This window comes from Armatimonadota bacterium (assembly GCA_023511795.1).
In the GTDB taxonomy this organism is placed as follows: domain Bacteria; phylum Armatimonadota; class UBA5829; order DTJY01; family DTJY01; genus JAIMAU01.
The window spans coordinates 203,098-229,109 of the sequence record JAIMAU010000003.1; the positions used below are offsets into that span (position 1 = coordinate 203,098).

Genomic DNA, 26,012 nt, shown 5'->3' on the forward strand with positions numbered 1-26,012 from the left:
GGCTTTTTAATAACACTCAGTACCTCCCGTACTTTTCCAACAACTCAATCGCATATCGGTAGTTGTCAAACGAGACTGTCGGGGGAACGGAGTGGTCTGAATGGAAGATGTACCCGCCGCCTTTCATGGCAATCGGGACCTTGCTGGAGATTTCCTCCTCAATGTCGGCTTTAGTGCCGGAGAGCTTTCGAATGTCGATGTTGCCGAAGAGCGTAATTTTATTCCCATAAAGTTCCTTGAGCACCCGGACATCCTGGCCGCACTTCGCCTCAAGCGGCTGAATCGCCGCAAATCCTGCCTCAATTAGCTTCGGAATCAGCGCCTCGATTTTTCCACATGAGTGCAGTATAACCGGCTTGCCGTGGGAGTTAAAGAAATCACACATGCGCTTGTGTGCTGGCCAAAGTAGCTGTTCATAACATTCCGGCGAAAACAGCGTAGAATTCCGATATCCCATATCGCCATACATCCATGCGCCATCAAAATCTAGCCCCATATCGAGAACCTTTTGCGCTAGGGCAATCTGAAGGTCGGTGTAAGTGTTAAAAACATCGGCAACTACTTTGGGCTCATCCATCATTAGCATAAAGATATTAACCTGACCAAAAACTGGCCACGCACACTCATACGCCTCTATGCCAGCGTAGTGGACGAATTTCTTTTTTGCCCGTCCCGCTTCATAAACCTCGCGGATATTTGCTGGTATGCGTACTTCATCTGGTGTTAGACGCTCTTTATACTCATACCAATCTCTTGCAGTTTGGACGGTATGCGCAATCCAATGGGGCGTATGACCAGATTCGCGTTTGACATCTTTTCTAGTTACACCATTAGCATCCTTTTGAAGCACGTATTCATCTGTATCCTCATAAATCTCGACAGGCAATCGCAAACTCATATCCATCCATGGCAGACTGTGGAAGTCAAAACCAAAAAGCTCGGATATGTCCTGACCCTCCTCAAGACCCTGGGTTTTCCAAAGTGCAAGCGTTTCACTCCACAGCGATTCCTGCCTGCCAACCCTGTCCGGGATACCGCCTTTAAGCGTCGTGAGAATCCTCTCGCGCGAATCCATAAACTGCCTCCTGAGTAAACATGCTCAAGTTTAACCGTTCTCTGTAAATATGGCCTATCCCCTTCAGCAAACGAAAGCATCAAAAATGCTAATTTTCACCTGAGTAAACCTATAAGGTAATAATACCATCTTAAGAATTAATTGCAAATTCCTTGGGACAACCAAGAGATTCACATACCAAATCTTACAAGAAAATGGAATAATACTTATGGAACGCGAAAAAGAGGGGCACAGAACTTGGTTCTGTGTTCCTCTTTTTTCTTTTTGGCATGGAGGCCGAAAAGCCTGCCGGGGCCCAGCGAAAGGGGTTCCGGATCCCCCTTTCCCCGGCAGCTTACTCGAAAGCTGGTACCGCGTCTCCTACCGCACGGCCTCCGTGCCATTGTTATGTAGCACATAGGCCTCGGAGGAGGCGGAACACAGCAAACTACCGAGGACACCCAATTATTTTCCTGTGCGGCTCACGTTCATGCTTATCTGCACATCACCTTTGCTTTGATTTTCTATTTTCTGCGGGCCAGCCAAGGTATTTCCAATGATTGTGGCTGTCTTTACATCAGGACCAAGTTTGATTTGGTTCAAGTCACGCCCGAACCTGCAGGAATGAATTGCGATACTGCCTTTTGTTGCTTCCAGCGCCGGCGTACCATTATTCATCCTATCCCACACTTGGAAATTGCACTGAGAGAAGCTTACGAAGCCGTCGCCTGCCATTTTAGCAATTTGCTGAGTTGGACCCCAGAAGGCACAGTTAGAGAATTGGGCGACTCCTGTAAATCCAGGTACGACCTCAATTTCAGCATCGGCAATATCTGCCCCAACAAACTCGCCATTAGTGAAGAGAAGTCCCGGCTCTTGAGTCTGTTCAATTAGCACTGCAGTTCGCGCCCAATCAACGCCACACCCAAGGAAGTTTCCGTTACAAGCTCCGTTTTTGCTAGCGTAAAAGCGCATTCCAACTTTGCACCCGTAGGAAAAAGTGTTAAGCACATATTCCCAATCTGTGCGCCCGAACTCAAAAGCAGTACAATTTTCCAGAAGGTAATTTCGCAAGTCTTGCCATGTGGGTATTCCCTCAACCTCGGCACGCATCCAATGGTGAGGGTTGAAGTGGACATTCTCAATGCGCCCGATATCGGCGCATTTATCTACCGCAATGCCTATTTTAAGCGGACAACCAAATACATTGCGGATATAGTGAAGCTCATTCGGCTCGGTTGCAAAATCGATACCTTTGTATGAATTGACAAGTGTCACATTGATTACGCTGCAGTGCATTCCATACCCCCTAATTGTCCAAGGGTAAGGTTTCACGCCAGGAATTCTCTGCATAGGATAAAAGAAAGTCATTCCCTTAATTCCACTACTTGGCGAGAGAGTCACAAGTGCTGGGCCGTCTTCCTTGCCTCTATCGGCATAGGCAAGTATCACAGTGCCCTTCAAAAGCTGGGCGTGGTGTGGCGCTTCCCACTCGCCTGCGAGCATAACACCGGAAGGCACGGTAATCGGTTTTGAAAGCTTATATTTTCCCGCAGGTAGCTTCACAGTGCCGCCGCCATTTGCCGCACAGGCATCGAGCGCCTTTTGAATCGCCGCAGAATCATCTACCTTACCATCTCCCTTTACACCAAATTGCTTTACATCGAGCATATTTACCGCAGATGATCCAATTGCCATACACAATAACGTGCTTATTGTTAGCAACCCATAAATACTCATCTTTCCCTCCTAAATCGAAATTATACTTTGATTTACAACATAAATGAGATTCAATCCTTCGGCAAGCTCTTAAAATACTTCCGACCTATTTTTGTGTTGGCAGAGATTCAACCAATAAACAGAAGTTTTGTTCTAGAAACTTAAATAGCTTATAATTAATTGCCTCCAATGCCAGCGTTGACACCAACTTCTGCCAAAGGTTATAATCTCAAGAAGCTGGCAACTCTCCGCGCCGGCAATAAAACTCAAACCAGGAGGTAAAATAAGGTGCAGGAACCCATTTCGAAGTATTTCCGGGTGGGGCTTATACACCCCATGGCATATCCTTCGGTTATCAAGGGCGAAGGCCCAATTCTTGAGACATTAGAAAAAATCTTGGAGGATGATTACTTCAGTGCTGTCGAAGTAACATGGATAAAGGATAAGAAAGTTCGAGCAGAAGCCGCAAAGATGCTAAAGACTGCCCACGTCGAGGTAGTTTTCGCCGGACAACCGCCACTTCTCACACAAGGGCTTGACCTCAATGCGGCCGATGAAGCTGCTCGGAAGCGTGCAATTGACCAAACTAAGGATTCTGTGGATCAAGCTTACGAACTCGGCGCCCACCTAGTTGCCATCCTGAGCGGGCCAGACCCCGGAGATGCAGATAGAGCTAATGCAATGAACCGACTAGTAGATTCGCTTTGCCAAATCTGCGATTATGCAAAAGCCCAGCGGCAAGAAAATCCGATATACATTTCACTCGAAACATTCGACCGTACCATTGAAAAGAAGTGCTTGATTGGTCCAACAAAAGAAGCTGTCGAGCTGGCAAAGCGTGTTAAAAAAGAGTGTTCAAACTTCGGTCTCACTATAGACCTCAGCCATCAGCCGCTACTCTCGGAGTCAATTTCTGAGATGGTAAGAGGAGCATCTGAGTATCTTATTCACGCTCATATGGGCAACTGCGTAATGCGCGACCCCTCGAATCCCGCTTATGGAGATGCACATCCTGCATTTGGCTGTGACTTAGGCGAGAACGATGTGAATGAGGTTGCTGAATACCTTCGTTGCCTGATGGATATTGGCTTTTTCAACAAGCAACTTCCGACAGGAATGGCAGTAGTCAGCTTTGAGGTCAAACCACTTCCTGGCGAGAGTTCAGAGCTTGTAGTAGCTGGCGCAAAGCGTGTTCTAAACGAGGCATGGGCGAAGATATAACTTGGATAGGAGATACGGGACATGAGCCGCTCTGAGCAATGCACCGAGAATTTGCTTATAAAAGCAAAAACTATTTCGGAGGGATATACAAAAATCGTAGGTAGAGGTGAAAAGGGATTGAAGCACCTCGAGTTTGGGCGCCTTTGGCTCACATCAGGCGAATGGTCGTCGGACAGCAAGGACTGCGAGGTTGTTATGGACATCTACTCGGGCGTAGTCTCGCTAGAGACCAATTCGGCGAACTTTGAGCGGCTTGGTAACCGCAAAAATGTATTCGAAGAACTGGCCACAGTGATTTATCTACCGCCGCAGACGTCCTACCGCCTAAGTGTCGTCGAAGGACCAGCTGACATTGCTGTTTTCTCTGCGGCCGCAACTTCCTCCGAGGCTAATGTTACAATCATACGCCCTGAGGACAACATTGTAACCACTCCAGGCAAAGATAATTGGTTGAGGCATGTTTACACTGCAATTGGCAATAACTTGCCCGCCACAAAAACAATCTTTGGGGAAACAGTCAATCCCCCTGGGAATTGGTCAAGCTATCCACCGCATAAGCACGATGCATTTGTCCCGCCAAATGAAGTGCCCTTGGAAGAAATTTACTATTTTCAGCTCAATCCAAGCCAGGGATTTGGGATTATTCGCATTTATACCGAGCCAAACGATCCAGGGCCAATGGATGAAGTTTATGTAGTGGAAAACGGAGATACAGTAGTCATTCCTAGGGGCTACCACCCAGTTGCCGCCGCGCCAGGATATACGCTTCATTATACTTGGGCGATGGCTGGTGACATTCGCAAGCCTGGGGCACTTTCCGATGATCCTAGGCATGCGTGGGTAAAAGAGATATAACTGCTATCGCTATCAGCCGCCGGCTTTTTCACTAAAGGTCGGCGGCTGACTTTTTGCTTCTAGAACAATGAGCCAGGTTTGCGAACTTTAACTATAAGAATAGCCACATCGTCGCGAAGATAACCGTTCGCGTAGGAATTTATTCCTTCGAATATCCCCTCAGCTGGGTCGCCAATATTGCGTCGTAGTTCTGATGCAACGATTTTCTCCAAACCCTCTGTCCCGAGGAACTTCCCCTCCTTGCGCGCATCAGTTGCACCGTCTGTATAAAACACAAGTGCATCTCCCGGCGAAAGAATGACAGCGCTTGAGGCATACTCTGCCTCAGTTAGCGCCCCAACTGCTGGCCCGGAGGTGTTGAGCCTTTCGATGTTTCCCTCCAACTGCCTAAAAAGAAGCGGAAGCTCATGGCCAGCATTTACGTACGTAAATTCCCTTGTCTCTGCATTAAAGACACCATAGATCATTGTTACAAACTTGCTGGTGGGAGTGTACCGGCACAGCGCATTGTTCACCCTTGTTATTACCGATACAGGGTCTGGATCTTCGTGTGAATAAGCCTGTACCATATACCGGCTCATTCCCGTATAAACCGCCGCATCGAGTCCCTTGCCAGCCACATCACCAATTACAAGCGCATACTTGGGCCCGCCAAGATGAATGATGTCATAGAAATCGCCGCCAAGGTCAGACTCGCTCATCCCTGGGCGATACAAAGTATAGACTTCAGTCCCAGCAGGTATAATCTCTAACTTTGGCGCAAAAGTACTCTGTAGGCTGTCTGCGATTCTTTTCTGATACTCATATCGACGCGAATTTGCTATTCCTACTGCAACAACATTAGCAAGCAAGGTCATCAAGCGCTTTTCTCGCTCTCCAAACGGCTCATCGCCGCGCCGAAAAACATTAATTGCGCCAATTGATACACCCTGTGAGAACATCGGCACAGAAAGCAGATGGTGCTTGCCGCCATCGTCTCCTGCAAGGTCAGGGTATTTGCAATGCAAGCTATTCGGCACATTGGCAATCAGCCTTGCCTTCCCTTCCTTGGCCACCGAGACTGCAACCATGTCACATTGGTCCACATGGCCTTCAACCGCTACATATCTCGACAGCTTATTATGCCCCAGTATCCGCAAAGAATCATTGTCCGGCTCAAACAATAGAACCGAGCACGCATGAGCTTGGACACTCGACTTCAGCTTTTCTGCAAGTGTATCAACCAATTCATGAAGTTCAAGTTTTGATGTGATAGCTTGGCTAACTTCATAGACAATCTCCAATTCTTTAGTCCGCTCGGAAATTGCCTTGAGCGAATCCTTTGCTTGTCCACGAACCTGCAGGTTTTCTATGGCAAGTCCAGCTTGCCCAGCGAAAGCATCGAGAACTCGCATTTGCTCTTTCGTAAGCTTGGTAGGCTTTTCGAAGAAAAGCCCCAAAACGCCAGTCGCCTCACCTTTCACAACCAGGGGCGCACAAACAACAGATGCCAAACCTACGCTATCTCCAAGCTTTCCTGTCAGAGCTGAATCTTCTGAAATTTCAAAAAGTGCGATTGTCGCCTTTGTGGCAAAGGCACTGCCAAAGGCTCCCTCGGCTGGTCTGAAAATTAGGGCCTCTGCCACTTCATTGTCAAAACCGGTATGAGCGGCTATTTCCAATATATTTCGTGCTCGGTCGTGCACCATTAGGCAAGCAGCTTGTGCATCAAGGGATGCTTTCGCTGCTTCAACAATTTTTTGGAATGCCTTAAGAGGATCACTCGTTTCAACAACGGCCTGTTGAGCTTGCATAAGTCCATAGAATTCGCTGCTCTGCCGATGAAGGCGTCTTTGAAGCCTGGACTGCTCTGCAAGAAGACCAGCGAGCGGCGTCAGGTAGCCGAGAACCTTCATAACGTTGGAAAAACCGAAAAGAAGCCCTACAGGATTCTTTGCCAATCCTATTGCAAGCTGGCCAAATGTTGCAAACATAAAACCATAGGTCATCCATGCAACAAGAAGGTTTCCACGATGGACGCTAGCTCTGGAGTATCCAACACATGCGACTGCGAAAAGCACTGTGCAGACCGCATTTACAATTGGGCTCACACCTCTTGCGGAGAAGAACCTCCCGAGTGGAAATGTGGAAGCAAGAAAAATGAGAATTGATGCCCAAAGGACAGCACTAGCTGTGAAAGTAGCGACCTCAAGCGCACTTCGGCTCCTGAGGGCAGGCGTTCGATGTCTTATAAATCCAACTACCGCAAGGGTGCCCAGCGTTAGGCGGCTGGCCATCCAAATGGCATATCCTGTTTGGCTCCTAATTGCATCGTGTCCAGGGATGGAGAAAGATAGCGCAATCCAAACATCCATGACGCCCGCTGCTAGAAAACCTGCACCGAGGTAGAGGAAGATTCTCCGTGAATGGAGGTAATACCCAGAGAGCATAATCCCAAAGACAGCAATGGCGACAAGGCCGCCGAACCAATAGACGGCAGTATATAGTTGCGGCTGACCGCGCAAATGCGACTCCCCAGCAGCAGCCAATAACAGTACTGCTGTGCTCACAGCAACTAGGATTAGGAATATGGATCTCTTCATCACGCCCTCATTCTATCTTTTTCGGGCTATATTTGCAACTCGCTATCAAATCTTATACATTGGGAGCTTCCAAGGCTTTCGATATTCGCGCTGATAGCATTGAACCTCCATCGCCTTCTTATCGCCTACAATGACGCCTTTTTCGCCGTCCCATTTGATGCTTTTTCCGTGCAAATAGGCAATGTTCGAGAGGTGGCAACACGCCGTCGTGTAATGCATTGTCTCGATATCTGAGGTGCACTTGCCCCGAGTGCGAATGTTCTCCAAGAAATTGCGAATGTGGTTTGCATCTGCCCAGCGATGAGGTGCATCACCACCTTGATCTTTACCAGCTTCCTCTGGCCCTGGATGATCGCCATAAGGATGCCACTTAATCCCGCTCCTGTCAACGATTAACTTTCCTTTTTCACCGATAAATTCTGCGCCGTGGCCGCCGCCGCCATCCAAACCCTCGCCGCCAACATGTATTTCCCACTGGAGTATCCAGTTCGAGAATTTATAAATTGCTATCATGGTATCAGGCGTCGTTCGGTCATCATCCGGCGCACACCTCAGCTTTCCACCGTAAGCCGCTACCTCAAGGGGGTGCCACTCATTCATGCCAAGCAAGACAATGTCTATCATGTGGACTCCCCAATCGCCGCTCATCCCTGTGCCAAAATCATAGTAAAGCCGCCACATGCCGGGGTGATACGTGTCATGATAAGGCACCTTGGGGGCGGGACCACACCAAAAGTCCCAATCAAGGTGTGGAGGTGGGTCCTCAATTGGATTCTTGCCAAGACCGCCTGGACCGCAGACCCATGCGCGACAGATGCTTATTTTGCCCATTTTGCCCGACCGAACAAAGTCTATCGCCTGCCGAAAAAACCCCACACTTCGCTGCCAAGTGTTAATTTGGCATACGCGCTTGAAGTATTTGGCGGCCGCAACCATTGCTTTGCCCTCAACGATGTCGTGTGAGATTGGCTTTTCACAAAAGACATCCTTACCTGCCTCGCATGCCATTATGAATGGAAGCGCGTGCCAATGATCTGGGGTACTTATAACAACTGCATCAATATCCTTGCGGTCGAGCACATGCCGAAAATCTTTAACAGCAAGTGGTAACCTGCCATATTTTTCATTGACTGCCTTTGCGGCATTCTTGAGATTATTTGAGTCCACATCGCATACGGCGGCAACCTCTACATCAGGGTTGCTCATGAAACCGCGCATATTTACCATGCCCATACCGCCCATCCCAATGCAGCCAACCACAATCTTGTCGTTAGGAGAAACCTTCGGCTTTTGGGCGTAAGTGGGGGTTGCAAGCGCCTCCGCCACCGCCACCCCGAGGCCGACACCCAGTGCTGCTTTGCCACTTGTTTCCAAAAATTCTCTTCGGTTCATACGTCCGGCCATTGCAATCAATCCTTTCAAAAGATTGGGCTCAATACAATTAAAAATGCTTTGCATTTTTAGAGTCACGTTAAGCATATAATATGTCTATTCCTTCTCAATGGCTTGATTCAAGGAAATACCCAAGACGGCAATTTAAGCTTTTTTCTAGTCAAGGAGCAGAATTTATCTCAAGATTTCATAAAAATCGTTCATAATTTAATTGGGTGATTGCAAGAGTCTTCTTCGTTGTGCCTTAGAGAAGTAGCAGCATAACGAACCCACCGAAAGGTGGGTTTCTTTTTATCAGCTCTCTGTTGTTATTCTCGCAAAGTTACCTTACTTCCACGTTGGAAAACGCCTGCTTCCCATCCTCGGTCTGCGGCCATATGGTAAAGAAGAAGTTCTTGAGGGAGGGCACATGCAAGTGGGAAAAGTTCGGGAGCTGCAGGCATCAGCACAATATTTAACAAGTTTTTATGTTCACCGGCATTTTTGGACGTAAATAAAACAACTTTGCTACCAAGTTCTGCCATCTCAAGTGCCATGTTTCTTACCAAGTCGCCGCCATGCCCATCGGAGGCAAACATAATTGCGTAGTGTCCTTGCCCTACTATCTCGAAGGGCCCATGGCGAAAACTTCCGCCTGGAAGGACTGAGGTAAAAATACGCACACCTTCTTGGTAGGTCAAGCCAGCTTGCCTAGCAGCTGCAAGGGATGGCCCGCGAGATATAAAGTACACAAAAGTCGCATCCCGAAGCAACCCTGCGGCCTGGGCGATTTCATTCTGACGCTCGGCAAGAAACCGATCCATTTCATTAGCAACTTGTTCAAGGTCGGCAAATACCTCATCGTAATCTTCTCCAATCAATGCCCGCCCGATAAGGAGCATTAGAGCCATGCTGTTTGAATAGGTCTTATTCGAAATAGATGCCTCCTTGCCTGCAAGCATTGGAAGGTTAACTCTAGAGTAGCGTGCCATATAGCTTTCAGGATTGTTTGTAACCGCCACCAACCGTAAGTGATAGGAAAGATGTTCGGTAATGCGACGCGTTTCTATGCTCTCACCAGATTGCGACACAGCAATGACAACATCATCATCTCGAATGCTTTCGATACCGTAGTGGAGCAGTTCGCCGGCTTCCCAAAAAATAAAAGGCACAGGCGACTTCCTAGATAGGTATTCAACCAATACCTGGGAAACAAATTCGGAAGTACCCATGCCAGTGAATATAAAGCTTCTCGGCCTTCGAGAGGCCATTGCCCATAGCTTTTCCAAAAGGCTACGGCCCTCATCTCGTTGGTAAAAAGCTGTTAGGTCACGTAGAACCTTGCTTTTCTCCTTTACCTCATTAAGAAACGCCATATTTCATCCCCCGCTATTGAAAATGCAAAGTTTCTGAGAAATTTTTAACGCTTCAAAATGCCCTAAAATCCCAGGCAAATTATCTTAAACAGTTTAACTAAAAATGCCCCAAAAGTACTCAAAAATTTAGAATACTACTACAAACCTATTGTTTCAACAAGTCAGCGGTTGTTTTCTTTTACTAATAAATCTCTAGCCTCCTCAAGAGCACTTTGGGCTTCGAGGTAATCAGGCTTAAAGCGAAGGGCTGTTTCAAAGTGAGAGATAGCTTCTTTTACTCTGCCAATACGAAGCAGATTTTGCCCTAGATGACATTGCGCCTCAACCATCCACGGAGCCAAGCGAATAGCTTCGCGGTATTGTTCAATGGCTCCCCCTAGGTCCCCCTGTTCTGCTAACAAACAGGCAAGATTATATCGTATCTCAGGATTATTTGGGACGGAAGCCGCCGCCTTTTGCAGGTGAGAGATTGCCTCGGAAATCTTCCCTTCCATGTTCAATATGACTGCCAGGTTGGCATGGCTACGACCGAAGCTAGGATCAATTTCTAGCGACTTTAAATACCATTCCTTTGCCTGTTCAATATACCCTTGAGCCATTAAAACGCCAGCAATGTTGTAGTAGGAATTGGGGTCTTTTGGCCTGCGTTTGAGTACTTCTCCGAATATCACGAGCGCTTCATCAAGCCTTTGCTTGTTTGCTAGATAGTTCGCAAGATTATTGTAAGCCATTGAACTTCCTGGGTTCTTTGCAATTGTATCACGCCAGAGAACTTCTTCATCCCTATAGATGTGGGCTTGCCGCCAAGTAAGGATTGCAAGCACTAAAATGATGACAGCCGGAATTACATTCCTCAGAATATTACATGCTTTAAATCTGCTCACGATTGCCCCACTAAAGAGCGCTATGGGGCCTATGCAAGCAACATACTGATAATGATCCGCAACAAATGAGTACTTGAATGTATAAATGGAAATAAAACCCAGAGTTGGCGCAAGGGCTGACACAAAAAAGATAATAGCAGCTAACGATTCTTTACCTAGCGACCGTCTCCATATCCACAGCACAACCACGGCAACTATGCATGCTACAATCCAAATATACTGATTTGGGTCGGATGCGTTGATTTCCCATCTTGGGTAACTAAACGCTAATCGGGCGGGCCATATAAGTTTGGCTATGTAGAACCAGATGGCTCTGCTGGCGATTAAGAGACGCTCAACAGGGGTGAATGCAAATTCCTGCCCTGCTGTGCCCTGATGATGTTGCTCCCACCATATTGAGATAAGCCCCATTGTAAATCCCAGCACCAAAAATGGAACCAACTGGATTATCCTTCTCACCATGCCATCATTAGCAAAGCTTGGAGCGGTTGCTTCATGCTTGCCAACCAAATTATGATTAAGCCCATGTGGTTGACCCTCAATTGCTCTATTTCTCTGCAACCACCATATTAGAAACAAAGCTATGGGAAGAGTGCACGCAGTTGTTTTTGCAAAAAGCGCAAGCGCATACAAACCTATGGATAGGATGTAATATCCCCAAGCACGTTTGGTCTCTTTATCTATGAATTTTCCCCAGGCAATTACTGCCAGGAGGTAGAAAAGCGTGGAAAGCGTGTTCTTTCGTTCAGTTATCCAAGCGACCGACTCTACATTCACTGGGTGGAGAGCCCAAAGGACAGCGGCAAGCCATGAACCTCGAACCCGAAGATAGCTCAATACAACCCAAACGAGAAGTGCATTCATGATATGAAGTGCTATATTCACTACATGGTAGCCGACTGGGTTCAACCCCCAAAGGGTATATTCGACTCGAAACATTGAGTAGACGAGCGGGAAATATTGAGATGGGGAATCAAGCGAAAACCATATCTTCGTTAAACCGCCAGGAAATATTACAAGCGGATTCTTCGTGACATAAACGTCATCATCCCAAACAAAATCAGCCTGCATTGCCGGAATGTAAGCAGCAGCCGTTAGGACAACAATAGTTAATGCGCCTAGATATTGTGCTTTCTTATGACTAATTCGTGTGGCAATGGATTTTCGCATGGCTTGGCACTACTTTGGCGGCAGGACTCTGCGATACTTATCCTTATAGAGTCCTATTTTCTCAATGGGTATACGCTTGAAACCAAGCTCAAAAGCAGGCGAATTATCCCTGAGTTGAAATTTCATTGAGGCGGCATCCACAAAGCAGGGATCAACATCTACCAGGTTATCCTTAATCGAGATAGTAGAATCATAATTTTTGCTATAGATATTCAACCACTTGCCGCCAAATGAGATGTTGCGCTCAATCTTATTATACTTCGGCGTACCAGGGTCATCATCATAAATCGTGAGAAGCATGGGGTAACGTTCCTTCCAGGGTAATTCCCTATATGGCACTGCCTCAAGTTGTTGCTTCATATACCCATCAACAGTCGGCTTTGCCCAGTTTTGGCCACGGTTGTCTATATGCACCGACGGCTCACAATCCACGAAGATATTGTTTTCCACTACATTATTCCGACCACCGCCTATGCACACTCCCGTCTTCGCTTTGTAGAAGACATTGCCGTAAACTCGCACCCCGCTTAGGTTGTCGTCAAGATATACTGAGCGGACGTCGGCCGTGCCCATATGGTGGAAGAAGTTGTATCTTATCACGTTCCCCTGCCAAGAGAAATCACGGCCAGCATAAAAGGCACCGGCGTCGCTGGTTTCCATGCAAACATGATGCACCTCGTTAAACTCCATTATATGATCGTTTCCGCCGAACAGTATGGCGCTATGGGGTGCATTGCACATCAAGTTATATGCCGCACGATTGCCAACTCCATGGAGGCTAATGGCCGGATGGTATGTCCTCGTCCATCTGCTGAAGTATTGAATATAGTTATTCACGGCAAAGCACCGGCCAGGGCTAAGCGTTTGACGGTCACCGCATGCGATTGAAATTCCAGTATCGCCGATGTGCGAAAGATTGCATGACAACACGCCGCTTCTAATAGAGCCTGTAATGATTACAGCTGTATTTCCAATATTTGAAAGGGTGCAACCTGCGATTAGGACATCTGAACACCCTTTGATTTCAATCCCATTGCCTCTGGTGCATTCAAACGTGAGCCCGCGAACAGTTAAATGTTGCACATTTTCCAGCCGCATTATTGGCTGTTCAAGAAGCGAAACCATTACCTCAGCTTCGTCGAGAGGACCTGGCGGCCAGAAGTAAAGGATTCCGGATACATGGTCGAGATAGTATTCACCAGGTTGATCTAGCTCCTCAAGCAGGTTTAGCGCATAATACCTGGCACCAGCCTTATACCCATACACTCCGTGGGGCTCTTCGGTAATAATTTCTTTCGCCCGCGTATCAATCGCCCTCACCTTAACATAGGAATCCGCCCAGTCCCACGTCCAATAACCATGCAACCAAATATCCGCCGCCTTGCTCCATCGGCTAGGTCGGCTTCCATGATAGGTGAATTTCCCGCCCTGGGGACCATTCGGAACGTCGGCAATCTTCGCCCAAGCGTCATTGGGCCAGCGCGCAAGGGTCATGGGCATCCCGTTAAAAAACAGCTCCAAGTGTGCAGGAGTTGAAGCCCTCCCAAAACCTCGGGGTGACAACCTTCCTAAATCAGACACTCCCAACTTCCGAAGATTGATTGTGAATATTTTGCTGCGAGCCTTCGGCTGAATTGACGGAAGAATTGACGGATCATATTGTTTACTCAGAGGCTTAAATCCTTTGATTTTTCGCCCGCCAATCAAACGAACTCTTTCACCAAAGTAAGACCGATAGACAACGGGCGATTCCTTTGTACCTGAATCCTCGGCAGTCAGTTGAAATACACTGTCCCTCTGGTAATCGCCACCTCTTATCCATACTGTTATTCCTCCCGACGGAAGGCCTACACTCTCTTTGAGGACGCGGATTGCGTCTCGGGCTCGCTCAAGGGTGGCAAATGGCTTCGATTTTGTCCCGGGATTTTCGTCATTACCATTTGGCGCAACGTAGAAATCTGCATTAGTAAAACTGCACAAAGTGAGGAGAAACAAAGCAGCGAAAAACGTATCTTTCATCCGCGCGCTCCTAAAGGACAATTAACATCAAACGTAGATTCCCTTTCTCCAAGATATAGTCCTCCTCTATTGACCATTTTGAGGTTAAACTGCCCCTGGCGTTGGCACAAGGATATTAAACTCTACATTCGAAAATGATAAATCATATGCCAACAGCTGATTGAAGGAAAAGACTTTGAAATCGCCAGGTTTTCACTACTTACCTTTACCGCCAAGAATTCAAAATGAGAGTTGCATATTCTCCTGGCATCACGTTCCAAAATCGCAAAAGCCGTAAGGAACATTTTTAAAACAGCGAGTGATTCACATAAGGTTGACATACCACATTGTGGCAGACCGAACTAATAGCCCACCTTGTTGTATTCGGCAAGCTCCCTTTCGTTAAACTCAGGGCCATCGTCGCGGTTGTTGCTCATATAAACATGTGGCCGCAACCCTTTTTCGAGCATCTTCTCGATTGCCTCTCCGCAAATCATCCAAAGGATGGTAATAAACCCAATGCCCGAAACTGGAAGGACTTTTACAGGGAGCCCATCCACTTCCTGGGAAGCATCGCCATACGGAGCGCATATGTCGATGACAAGGTCGCCAACATCTGCGAGCTTCTTGCCCGAGGGATGCAAAGAATTGACCTGCGATGTGTATTCCAACGATGTGAGAACTATGACTTTAACTCCGAGCCTCCTGCATTCCATCGCCACTTCAATCGGCCATTTGTTCCGCCCTGAGACCGAACCGACGAGCACCAAGTCGCCTGCTCTTAGTTGGCTAGTGCGAACTGCTGTGCGAATCTGTTCTAAATCCACCTCAATAGGCTCACTTCTCGGGCGGTTGCGTTGACAATCGGCAATTGGATTGTCTAGGTGCATGGAGAAGCCGAACCTCCTCAGCGCCATTAAACCCCCAGCTCGACCAGTAAGCTCGGAGGCAACCCCATGCCCCATGTCGGTAATGAACACGGCTCCACCCGAAGCCCAAGTATCGGCTATCATTTCGCCTGCTCTACGGATGTTCGCCATCTGCTCATCGGCAATGCGATTAAGTAGGCTGTGGAGGGTCTGAATATAATTTTTTGCTAACATTTCATTCTCCTATCAAGTCGCCGCTAGTTATTATAGTAACCTTCACCCTCGGAGTAACGCTTGGGGATACCTCGCAATTGAATTCCACCTCGTTGCCGCCAGCCGACAGCATGGGAACGTCACCCCTTGGCTCTACTTCTCGAATCAATTCACCATTAGGAGCATAAAGTTTACAGTCGCTAAGAGAGTTGAACTCAAGCCATGATCCACTTTCCATTTCGACAGGAAAAACAATGGTTTTGCCGCCTATCGTTAATGAGGGATTCTTAAGCTTTGCCTTAACCAAAGGAAGAGCCTTAACTGGACTAAGAAGGCATTTTATGGATTTCCCTGGAGGCAGGTTATTACACCAGAGCGAAATTGAACCAATATGCCCATAGTCGACCGATTCGCGGTAAACCTTATAAAGATAGCCATAGCCATGTTCGGCAGCCCCAGCATTATATGGCCACGAGTAATTGTCTATGTTGCCTCCCTCAGCCTCTATTAGTTCGAAGTAGCGCCAACCTTTAAAATCAACCTTGATGTAGTGGTCTGCTATACCACCAACCATGTGGGGAGGGCTGAGCAATTGAAGATTGAGAATCTCTCCTTGTCCATCGCCATATACCCATACCCCAAGTGCTTGCTTATCTGCAATATTTAGGTCTGGGCTTAGTATCTTACCAAACTTCGCCCAAGATGCATCTCGCTTCGGAAGGACACTTTTTGCGGTGAATACTGCACACGGCTTTCCAGCCATAGCCTGGTCTGTTGAGGCATAAAGACTCGCTGTTACGTTCTGCGCGGCTTCGTGGTCCGGGTAATCCGACGGGTTGCTAAAATCTGCAATAACCGTGCTTTCAGGAGAGTCATAATCTGCCGCCGAAAAAAGAGCCTCAATCCGAAGTCGCATTGGCTGACTTGCGAAAGGATTATTCACTTCCCATTGAGTGGTATGCTCGCTATCCACCTTATGGACATTATAGTTCATACGGCGAAACTGCCACTTATCGCCGTTCTTCTCTAGCGTAAACTCCTTACCAGGTTCGCGCAACTGAGCCTTAACTGTCTCAGAGAAGTAACCAATATGGCGCAGGTTCTCATAGTTATGGAATAATGTCGCAAGCCTTTGATAACCAGGTGTTGTTGGTCCAAAACCAGTCAAGGAAAGGCTTGCGTCATTTCCCAAGGCTTTGCAAAGAAGATACTCAATGTCATCTGGATAAGTACGCTCATTCTGAATCACGGCAGGACCTTCACCGGTAATTATATGCCACCAGCCGAGATGCACTGGCATAAAAATGTACTTACCTTTTTCATTGTCGCGGCAATGAAGATCGATAAACCGCTTATAACTTCGGGTTGGATGGTCCCAAGCTCCGATACGTGACCGCACATACCAGAGGTGGTGGCGGAAAGTGCTCATTTCCATCAGTGCAGGCTTTTTTAGGTGCTTGCATATTTCAAACACGAACTTGGACCCATAGTGCCAGCCATATTCTCCGCCTCCGAGCACATCCTCGCCATCCAAAGCATCAAGATACATCATATCAAAGCCGCACTCACTGAACGTGTCCGCGATTGATTTTGCTACTTCCGCAAGCAGGGTGGAATCGCCATCGGGCGCAAAGAGGAAGAAACATTCTTTAAGGTGGTGAACCTTCGCTCCCTTCTTGTGCGCCGAAACTTTTGTCCCATATGCACCTCTTTTACAACCAGTAAAAGAATAGGGCGGCTCTTTTGATACGCCAGAATATGTTATTAACTCATCATCTATTTGAAGTGTAACGCTATTTCGAACAAAGAAACCCGTAACTGCAGACATCTCATCAGTTGGTTCCACGACAGGAATGGCATTTGAATCCTCTGCAATATCTTCTGCCAAAGTAAACGTGGCATCTTTCGCAAGCCGCGGGTCGGGCACCGGCGTTACCCAGGGACAATCTTTTGCAATAAAAAAAGCATATGGGTGCAGACCAGCTTTTAGGCCTGCAGCATGGAGCTTATCAATGACTGCCTTCAAGCTTGCGCGCCCTTTAGGATAGCGCTGAAGATTTGGTTGACAGTCACCAAAGCGAAAGGACGAACCACCGTGGAAATCAATCTGGGTCATTCCGTATTTCTTTGCCAAAGCTATCCATTCATCAACTGTCTCCTCGCTTATGCCGTCGAAGTTAAATATGTAAGAGCCCCTATTGATTTCTTGGTCAAGCGCCCACGGGCCGCCTAAGCTAGAATGTGGTAGGTCACTAGATGACAGCACGACATCTTGCATAATGCCTCGCATTTCGCTGAAAGGGCATGCTATGATGGCAACCTTTGCACCCTCGAAGCCAAATTTTGGATAGCACATGGCTCTGAGATGGGTGCTCACCCCTGGAATTTCGAGGACATTGGTCTTGAGATTAAGCGCCATGACACAAGCTGAAAACGGATCTTTATCATGCGGCAAGAAGTTTACATCTACATTAATGAATATGAATTCATCCGGCTGGCCAGTGACAGCCTCTACTTCAAATGTAAAATACCGCTCATTCACCACAGTTTTGAGAATAGCCCTGATGCCAGAATCACCGAAATTCAAGGCTAATAGCCCGTCAGCAAACGAGACAGTTGACGCATCATAGACCTTGCCCGCCTTCCGCACGCGAGCAAAAGCAGTCTGAGGGGAGACGCAATAATCTTTTCCTGTGCGTTTATCTATTAGGCTAACGCTCTTGGCATCGGCACCAACTGCAAACATAGCATATTTATTCTCAAGTTTGAAAGCCACTTTTTTATCCTCCCCTCCGCCCATGCTTGAAATAGGCGTGACTATGAAAAGCAAAAACAACGCGCAAAGTTTCTCATACATTTTATGACCCTTTAAGCAGTGTATCATAATTCTGAGCGAATGCCTGCTGAGTTTCCTTTATGCGGTCAACTAGCTCAGGTGTCCATTGGACGCCCATTGCCTTTAAAGCCAGTAAAGCAGCGCCAACACATGGCTTAAGGATGGGCCGAATTGGCCGAAGGTTTGGAGCGATTTCTAGCACGCGCTCAACAACCCGCTCCCAATACATGGAACAACCCTGTGCCACCCCACCAGAAGCAACAAGGGCATAGTTGCTATTCTCGAGCCCAAGCTGCCTAATTACATCCGCAGCCACTTCAGATATGTCGTCTGCTGCACGAAGGATTATTTTGCGAGCTACATCATCGCCCTCTTCAGCAGCACGAGCAACTACCTTTGCCACCGATGCCGTTTGCGATCTACCAAATTCGTCGAAGTAGACAAGGCGGAAAATGCCTTCGGTATTTTCAACCCCAAGCGATTGGGGAATCAATGTCTCTAGAATTGTTTTGCGGCTTGGTCCCCATGAAGAAGCCATAGCCGCACGCATTCCCGCAAGCCCAATCTGGTAACCGCTCCCATAGTCTCCAAGCACAGGCCCCAACCCATCAAGTGTAAGACACCTGCCATCCTCTGTTAAACCAGCGACGAAAGAACCCGTCCCTGAGAGGACCACTATACCATGGGTTTCCAACCCAGCCGCTAAACCACGCTCAACCTCGCCTGCATTAACATATTTCGAGGAAGATATATTAATCCCAATTCGTTCCAGATATGGCCAATATATGCCGGCAACCCACAAATCCTCAGGATAGCGGTCTCCGAGGGCACCGCGAACTGCAGTAGAATAGGACTCGAGTGCCCCTTCTCTACCTGCCCAATGGCTCTGGCCAGTCCCACCTCGACCCCAACCAACGATATTTCCGAATTCGTCAACTAGAACGGCGTCGCTCTTTGTTCCGCCGCCATCTACTCCCAATGCAAACCGCGTTGCCATAATAGTTAACCAAAGAATGGTAAAGTTAAATGGTTGGCGTCAACCCGCAAAATACGCCTATTCGTCCAACTTTCCTTTGGGAAGTCCGAGTGGAAGCGCTGATGGTCGCTCACAAGTGCTTTCAAGCATGATATGCACGCCTTTCTCCGAAGCATCATGGAAAGCATGCATGATGTCTAGCACATGATAAGCAAGTTCACCGCTTGCACGGTGTGCCCTTCCCGAGCGCAGTGCATAAGCCATGTCCGCAACACCAAGCCCCCTGGAATTCTCAGCATAACCGTGAGAAAGTGGTACTTCCGCCCATTCTTTTTCACCAGCGCGCTTTATTCTAACCGGTCCGCCAAATATGTTTGGGTCGGGAACGCAGAGTGAACCCTCTGTGCCATAGATTTCGATTCTAGGTAAGTTCGCCGCCCACACGTCGAAGCTGGTGATTATCGTTCCAACTGCACCATTTGCAAAATCCATGATTCCCGCAACATGGGTTGGAACATCAACCTTAATAACCATGCCGCGCTTCGGCTCACTTCCAATTATCCGCTCGGGGAATGTTATCCTTGCCGACCCGGTCACGCGGCGCACTGGCCCAATAAGATTAACTAGAGCCGTGAGGTAGTAGGGCCCCATATCGAACATTGGGCCGCCACCAGGTTTGTAGTAGAACTCAGGGTCTGGATGCCACCCCTCATGACCATGGCACATCATAAAAGCAGTCGCGGCAACAGGCTCGCCAATCCACCCATCATCAATAAGCTTCCGACAAGTCTGTATCCCACCACCCATGAATGTATCAGGCGCACATCCAACAAGTAAACCTTTCGATTTTGCCAACTCAAGCATCCTGCGGCCATCTTCACGAGTAATAGCTAGCGGCTTCTCGTTGTAGACCGACTTTCCTGCTTCAAGCGCCGCCATTGCAACCGAAGCATGGGCGTTAGGAATCGTAAGATTGAGCACAATTTCGATTTCCGGGTCCGCGAGTAGCTCTTCGACGCTCACCGCCCTGCACCCAAATTCTTCCGCCTTCGCCTTCGCCCTCTCAGGGATGATGTCAGCGCACGCAGAAACCTCGATTGCCTCCAGCATCTTTGCGTTTTGGAAATAAATACCAGAAATGTTTCCGCATCCAACAATGCCAATTTTTGCAGTTTCCATAGAAGCCTCCCTAAAATTGCAAACACCGATGCATTTTCCATGCAAAGTGAATTATTAGTTTTCTGGGTTTGCTTGGTCGTTTTATAACCTACAGCTGTAATATTTCTACTCTTTGGATTACATCGGATCGGCATATAATAACTTGTTGCGGCCATTTGCTATCTCGCCGCCCAAATTGCTCCACGCTTGATGATCTCGAGTACTTCAGGCACTTCAAAATCCTTCGCTACGTGGCCTAGCGACATGTAGAATACCCTGCCTTCGCCGTACTTTCGCTTCCAAACTACAGGCATAACACATCCTGCAATCCATGGATAATGTTCGCCACTAAATGTGGTCGTTGCCAAAACCTCATTCGAAGGGTCTACATGCATGTAGTACTGTTCGGACTTCATTTTGAAATCGTCGAGCCCCTTGACGATTGGATCTTCAGGCTTAGTAATATTGACCACATAGTCCACTATGCCGCCTGGATGCTCTACCCACTGGCCGCCGACCATAAATTGATACGCTGTGTTGCTCCTAAAGGAATCTCCCATACCTCCATGCCAGCCAGCGATTCCAACGCCGCTCTTTATCGCATCGAGAAGCCCTTTCTCCTGTTCGGGCGTAATCTGCCCCATTGTCCAACATGGCACTACTAAGCTGAGCGACCTCATTTTTTCCTCGTTGAGATACGAGTCCATGGTATTCGAAATCTCGACAGAAAAACCGTTAGCCTCAAGAACGGGCGCGACAATGTCAACACACTGTTTGGGCTCATGGCCATCCCATCCGCCCCACACCATCAATGCGTTCTTCATTATTATCCTCCATTCTAATCAGCTCAAGCATACTTAGAAAATATACGCCCTCAAGTGTAACAAACGAAGACATAGCGTGCAAGTATCTCATCCTTCATACGAATATAGGGAAAGTTCGGGGAGGGATGACCAATCCAAGCAAAATAGTAAACGCCAAAACCTAGGTAGGCACTAGCTGGCAGTAAATATCTGGCTTAAAGTATAAACCTAACAACTTTTTCTATTGTTCTTTGTGGGTTGATTTCCAGCGGGCAATTAAACCATCTACCCAAATATCCATAACAATGAAAAGCAACCAAAGGAACGCGGCAAAAGAGACAATAAAAAAGCTTGGCGCAGGCCGTGACCACAGGTTGACTACCGATTCCCAGACTTTCGCGGGTCTAGTAAATAAATCCCAGCTGTTGAACCTCAGCACCAAGCCGAGATACACGCCGACTGACATTAATAAGAAAAATGGAATTCCCCACACCCACAGCGTTGCCCCTCTCGCCTTAAGCATTCTAGCAATTGGCCGCACAGCAAGCGTGAACGTTAGCACCCCTATGCCACTATAGCAAAGGTAAAACAACGTGTAGATCATGAGATCTAATGCCGCACCGTGGTCTACTGTCCATTTTGCGTAGAGCCCTGAGTGGCCAACTCTATTTAGGAAATGCCTCCATTCGGTGAGGAGATAGCATGTATTCGGCAGGAAAGCAAGCCAGATAACACCAAGAAAAAACAAGAACACAGTTGCCAAATTTAATCCACGCATCCGTCGCTTATCAGCAAGGTAACGGATGCTGTAACCCGCCGCAACAGGTATGATTGCAAGAAAAGTATTCCAAGTTACCCAATGAAAAAGGTATATTATTTCAGCCATCTAAATCCAAAATACTCCTTTCCACCAATCGAAAGTTCCACAAAAATAAGCAAACTTGTAAAAGTATGTAGGACTTGCAAATACCTTTAGAAAATATATCGGTAGGAGGCATAATGGTTCTTATGAGAATTTTAGCATTTTTTGTTTTGATATCTTTAATCGCAAGTTGCTCAATCACCTCATCAGTAATGGCTGACGAGTGGCACCCAAAGATTTTACCCGTCGAGAAGGTGGATTTCAACTGGCCGCCACCCAGAGAGGTTGGTGAACCTGACTACTTTACTATCGCCAAGGACGGAAAACCTGCATGTACAATCGTAATTCCCGCGAAGCCAACTAATTATGAAACAAAATGCGCTGAATTACTGAAGCTTTACTTAAAATTGGTCACAGGTGCCGAGTTTGATATCAAGTCAGAACCTTTCACGCTTGGCCCGGCAATTTATATTGGAAACACAGATGTTGGCAAGAAAGCCATGCCCCAGCTGCCGCCGATTAAATATGGCGACCTCGCGCTCCCGAACCTACACGGCTTCATGGTAAAGACGGTTAACCAGAACACACTAGTAATTCGGGGCAATAAGGATATAGGCAATAATTACGCAACCTACTCTTTTATCCGCGAGTATCTAGGGGTTCGGCGTTATTGGCCATCAGAACCTGGAGGGATTGGCGACGTCTTCGAAAAGCGACCAACGCTAACTGTGCCAAAGCTCACCTGGATTGACTGGCCGTATCTTATTAGCCGCCATGTAGGCTTTAACCCCAAGGGCTGGGAATTTACGCAGAAGGAAGGCAATCCACCCTGGATGTTCTTTTGGTATCGGTGTGGAACGACACTCTCGATGATGCACAACTTTTTTAGTCTCGTTTCGCCTGAAGAATACGGAAAAACGCATCCTGAGTACTTCCCCGAAATAAACGGCAAACGCTTTGTCCCGACTAAGCAGATACATTGGCAACCTTGTGTCAGCAATCCTGAGGTAGTAGATATTTGCGCACAGAAAATCACTGCCGCATTTGACAGAGACCCCTATCGAATCTGCCACGCACTCTCCGTAAACGATGGGGCAGGTCATTGCGAGTGTACGAATTGCAGAGCGATGGATGCGCCTGAATCCGACATAAACACAACCCAGCTGACCGATAGGTATGTCAAATTTATGAATGCCGTAGCCGAGAAAGTAACAGCAAAACACCCAGATAGATTGATTGGTTTTCTTGCATATGGGGGCGTCCGATTCCCACCAAAAACCGTAAAACTCCACCCAAATCTTGTGCCTTATTTCTGCGCCATGGGGCAAGGACTTTATCGCGGCTGGGATTCGTGGATTGCCGCTGGAGCTAAGAACATGGGCCACTATGGCTACCATGATGACCGATGGTTCATCATCCCAAAGATTAACCCCCACCAAGAAGCACGGCGAATTCGGTACATGGTTGGCAGCGGAGTACAGCGCGGCTACTATAAAGAATTTAATCCAACCTACCCGCTAGATGCCCATGCCGCCATCGTAACTGCTGAACTTCAATGGGATCCTCGTCTCGACGAAGATAAAATCCTTGCGCAATATTACTTCGATATGTTCGGTGAATCAGCAAAAGAAATGCAAAGATTTTATGAATTGCTCGAAAAAGATTACGAAACATGGCTAAAGAATACCTCACCACCGCACCCTTATGGGCCCGACAGAAGCGACCTTGATCTCGACCATGATTATGAACAATTCCAGGTTCTGACAGCGAGAGGCGCGGATTTAGCATGGGAAGCTCTTCAAAAAGCCGAAGCAAAAGCACGAGATGCGAAAGTGAAGGAACGTATTCAAATCGTAAAAGCAATATTCGAATTTGTGCGCATGTGCGACCATGAATATTGGCTTACAAAGTCGCTACCAAAATGCCGCAGTGCATCCGAAGCCGCCAGTCAAGCTCGCGAGGTTCTACGCCTTGCTCGAGCAAAAGCCGAGTATAAAGAGAAAGTCATGGAAAAAGAACCAATCAAACAATGGCACATGATTTACCGTGAGCCGTATGACTTTATTAAAGTTGGTGAAATACCGCAGGAGGTCCACCAGGCAATAGACAAAGGCTTCGAGATGGCGTTTAAAGCCAATCCAAAAGACCCGGAGTGGCAACGCCTCGCTAAAGACCCCGACCCAATTATTGCCCAGTCCGCACAGGCAGTTCTTGCAATGGCATCGAAACAAAACTTAACCAACCTCGCTAACGATGGCAGCTTTGAGGGTGGAGTAAAGCCTGAGCTACAGCACGATGAACCAAAACAAGGCTCAGTAGCCATCACACATGAGAAACCCCACTCCGGCGAGCGGTGTGCGATTATTTGGAACTGCAAATCATCAAGTATCGTTAAAAGGGTTCAGGCAGGTCCAGGCGAGAAATTCCTAATTTCTGTCTGGCTACGCTCATTGGAACATCCTCGCCCAAACAATGTCGCCGCCCTTTATGGTCTCAGGGTAAATGCAAAAAGTGGCAACAAAATCATAAATTGGATAAGAGAGCCAATGACCCCAACCACCCAATGGCAGGAGTTCCGCATGACTTATACCACTCCTGCAGGCACAGATTCAATCGAAGTACTTATCAATGTAATGCGCCAGCACTCGAAAGCGCGAGCTTGGGTTGACGACATCTCAATAATCCGCCTACCAGTTAGTCCGCTTGGATTAACGACGAAGGGCGTTCCCAACATACAGAGGAACACACCACCCGAAGAGTAGCCTTGCAAAAATAAATCACAAAAAGTTTATCTAACATGTTGACAAAGCGATAAAAAATGGGTATAAGAGTACCGAAATACCTAATTCATTTGGTGAAGCGATGTCAAATATGTTAAGAATAACAGATGGAGCCTCACTGGCATTTCATACCATGGCTTTTCTAGTCCAATCTCCTGGGAGATGGGTATCAACTCGGGAGATCGCCTCTGAGCTAGGTGTTTCCGAAAACCATTTGGCAAAAGTTTGCCAGCGTCTCGCTAAAGCAGGATTGGTCGAGTCTGTCCGCGGTCCACGTGGAGGATTTCGTTTGGCAAAATCACCGACTGAAATTACGCTTCTGGAGGTTTACGAGGCAATCGAAGGTATCCTAAAACCAATGGACTGCTTCTTGGGCAAACCTGTGTGCCAGAGAAACAAGTGTATCTTCGGCAATCTCATTCATTCCGTAAACACACAAGTCAAAGAATATCTAGCTTCTACAACGCTAGATTATCTGTGTTGCAAATCGTAAAAGGAGCATGCAAATGGTGGTCAGAAAAATCATCAAAATCGACGAAGAGAAATGCAACGGGTGTGGGCTTTGTGTGGACGCATGTGCTGAAGGAGCAATCAAGATTATCGAAGGCAAAGCTCGACTGGTAAGCGAAAGCTATTGTGATGGCTTGGGCGCATGCATTGGGAAATGTCCCCAAGGAGCAATAACGATTGAAGAACGAGAAGCTGATTCCTTTGACGAACATAAAGCCAAAGAATGGGTTGCCCAACAACTGACAATTCAAAAGTCGGGAACTGGATTTCAAACTCCAGAAACAAGAAACAACGGACAACTCCCCTGTGGATGTCCAGGTACTAATGTTCAAATACTAACTCCCACCACAACCAGCGAATCGGAGCAAGGCGACGTCGCCCTATCCTCTCTTGGCAATTGGCCGGTCCAGCTACGATTGGTACCATCCAATGCTCCCTATTTTCAGGGCGCAAACGTTCTGCTAGCGGCAGACTGCGTACCGTTCGCATATTCGGCTTTCCACCGCAAAATGTTACATGGCAAAGTGCTGATTATTGGCTGTCCAAAGCTCGACGATGCACCTTATTACATTGAAAAACTCACAGAAATACTAGCTTATTCTGACATAAAAAGTTTAACGGTTGCGCGTATGGAAGTTCCCTGCTGTAGCGGCCTTACAAGGATTGCCCAAATGGCGGTCGCTGCATCGGGAAAAGAAATACCCATTAAGGAGATTATTATTTCAATTCGCGGTGAGGAGATAAACAGCTAAGAAGGCTACAACCCGCCAACCTT

General features: G+C 47.4%; 18 protein-coding genes. 5 read left to right on the forward strand and 13 right to left on the reverse strand.

Annotation, left to right across the window (positions count from 1 at the left end; genetic code table 11):
* Positions 1–16: 16 nt before the first annotated feature.
* Positions 17–1,075, reverse strand: coding sequence for a hypothetical protein (locus K6T99_05200; protein MCL6519206.1), 1,059 nt, complete (start codon positions 1,073–1,075; stop codon positions 17–19).
* A gap of 444 nt (positions 1,076–1,519) precedes the next feature.
* Positions 1,520–2,794, reverse strand: coding sequence for a glycoside hydrolase family 55 protein (locus tag K6T99_05205; protein ID MCL6519207.1), 1,275 nt, complete (start codon positions 2,792–2,794; stop codon positions 1,520–1,522).
* Between the two features lie 267 nt (positions 2,795–3,061).
* Here K6T99_05205 and K6T99_05210 point away from each other — a divergent pair, with 267 nt between their 5' ends.
* Positions 3,062–3,994 (forward strand): sugar phosphate isomerase/epimerase, encoded by a 933-nt coding sequence (locus K6T99_05210; protein ID MCL6519208.1) that lies wholly within the window; start codon positions 3,062–3,064, stop codon positions 3,992–3,994.
* Between the two features lie 21 nt (positions 3,995–4,015).
* Positions 4,016–4,849, forward strand: coding sequence for a 5-deoxy-glucuronate isomerase (gene iolB / locus K6T99_05215; protein ID MCL6519209.1), 834 nt, complete (start codon positions 4,016–4,018; stop codon positions 4,847–4,849).
* A 59-nt stretch (positions 4,850–4,908) separates the two neighbouring features.
* On the opposite strand, the gene K6T99_05220 is transcribed toward iolB, so the two are convergent.
* The 11 genes from K6T99_05220 to K6T99_05270 all read right to left on the reverse strand — a co-directional run bounded on the left by K6T99_05220 (position 4,909) and on the right by K6T99_05270 (position 21,971).
* Positions 4,909–7,431 carry a SpoIIE family protein phosphatase gene (locus K6T99_05220; GenBank protein MCL6519210.1) on the reverse strand — a complete coding sequence of 841 codons (2,523 nt, stop codon included), beginning with the start codon at positions 7,429–7,431 and terminating at the stop codon, positions 4,909–4,911.
* A 45-nt stretch (positions 7,432–7,476) separates the two neighbouring features.
* Complete coding sequence (locus K6T99_05225) at positions 7,477–8,853, reverse strand: Gfo/Idh/MocA family oxidoreductase (GenBank protein MCL6519211.1); 1,377 nt, start codon at positions 8,851–8,853, stop codon at positions 7,477–7,479.
* Between the two features lie 278 nt (positions 8,854–9,131).
* A complete protein-coding gene (locus tag K6T99_05230) occupies positions 9,132–10,178 on the reverse strand; it encodes an SIS domain-containing protein (protein MCL6519212.1) in 1,047 nt (348 codons plus the stop codon).
* A gap of 161 nt (positions 10,179–10,339) precedes the next feature.
* Positions 10,340–12,232 carry a tetratricopeptide repeat protein gene (locus tag K6T99_05235; protein MCL6519213.1) on the reverse strand — a complete coding sequence of 631 codons (1,893 nt, stop codon included), beginning with the start codon at positions 12,230–12,232 and terminating at the stop codon, positions 10,340–10,342.
* A gap of 9 nt (positions 12,233–12,241) precedes the next feature.
* Positions 12,242–14,251: a right-handed parallel beta-helix repeat-containing protein gene (locus K6T99_05240; protein ID MCL6519214.1), complete on the reverse strand. Its 2,010-nt coding sequence runs from the start codon at positions 14,249–14,251 to the stop codon at positions 12,242–12,244.
* Between the two features lie 341 nt (positions 14,252–14,592).
* The gene (locus tag K6T99_05245) at positions 14,593–15,333 is read right to left on the reverse strand and encodes a sugar isomerase domain-containing protein (GenBank protein MCL6519215.1); all 741 of its coding nucleotides are present in this window, start codon (positions 15,331–15,333) and stop codon (positions 14,593–14,595) included.
* Position 15,334: 1 nt separating this feature from the next.
* Positions 15,335–18,088, reverse strand: a complete 2,754-nt coding sequence (locus K6T99_05250; protein MCL6519216.1) for a hypothetical protein — start codon at positions 18,086–18,088, stop codon at positions 15,335–15,337.
* A gap of 82 nt (positions 18,089–18,170) precedes the next feature.
* On the reverse strand, positions 18,171–19,145 hold the full coding sequence (locus tag K6T99_05255; GenBank protein ID MCL6519217.1) for a hypothetical protein: 975 nt from the start codon (positions 19,143–19,145) through the stop codon (positions 18,171–18,173).
* A 57-nt stretch (positions 19,146–19,202) separates the two neighbouring features.
* On the reverse strand, positions 19,203–20,303 hold the full coding sequence (locus K6T99_05260; GenBank protein MCL6519218.1) for a Gfo/Idh/MocA family oxidoreductase: 1,101 nt from the start codon (positions 20,301–20,303) through the stop codon (positions 19,203–19,205).
* Between the two features lie 158 nt (positions 20,304–20,461).
* Positions 20,462–21,106, reverse strand: a complete 645-nt coding sequence (locus tag K6T99_05265) for a ThuA domain-containing protein (protein MCL6519219.1) — start codon at positions 21,104–21,106, stop codon at positions 20,462–20,464.
* Between the two features lie 220 nt (positions 21,107–21,326).
* Entirely contained in the window at positions 21,327–21,971 is a 645-nt protein-coding gene (locus K6T99_05270; GenBank protein ID MCL6519220.1) for a DUF1361 domain-containing protein, read from the reverse strand.
* Between the two features lie 113 nt (positions 21,972–22,084).
* Here K6T99_05270 and K6T99_05275 point away from each other — a divergent pair, with 113 nt between their 5' ends.
* The 3 genes from K6T99_05275 (at position 22,085) to K6T99_05285 (ending at position 25,989) form a co-directional block, all read left to right on the forward strand.
* Positions 22,085–24,709 carry a DUF4838 domain-containing protein gene (locus K6T99_05275; GenBank protein ID MCL6519221.1) on the forward strand — a complete coding sequence of 875 codons (2,625 nt, stop codon included), beginning with the start codon at positions 22,085–22,087 and terminating at the stop codon, positions 24,707–24,709.
* Between the two features lie 100 nt (positions 24,710–24,809).
* Positions 24,810–25,220 (forward strand): Rrf2 family transcriptional regulator, encoded by a 411-nt coding sequence (locus K6T99_05280; GenBank protein MCL6519222.1) that lies wholly within the window; start codon positions 24,810–24,812, stop codon positions 25,218–25,220.
* A gap of 16 nt (positions 25,221–25,236) precedes the next feature.
* Positions 25,237–25,989: a 4Fe-4S binding protein gene (locus tag K6T99_05285; GenBank protein MCL6519223.1), complete on the forward strand. Its 753-nt coding sequence runs from the start codon at positions 25,237–25,239 to the stop codon at positions 25,987–25,989.
* The last annotated feature ends 23 nt before the right edge of the window (positions 25,990–26,012 follow it).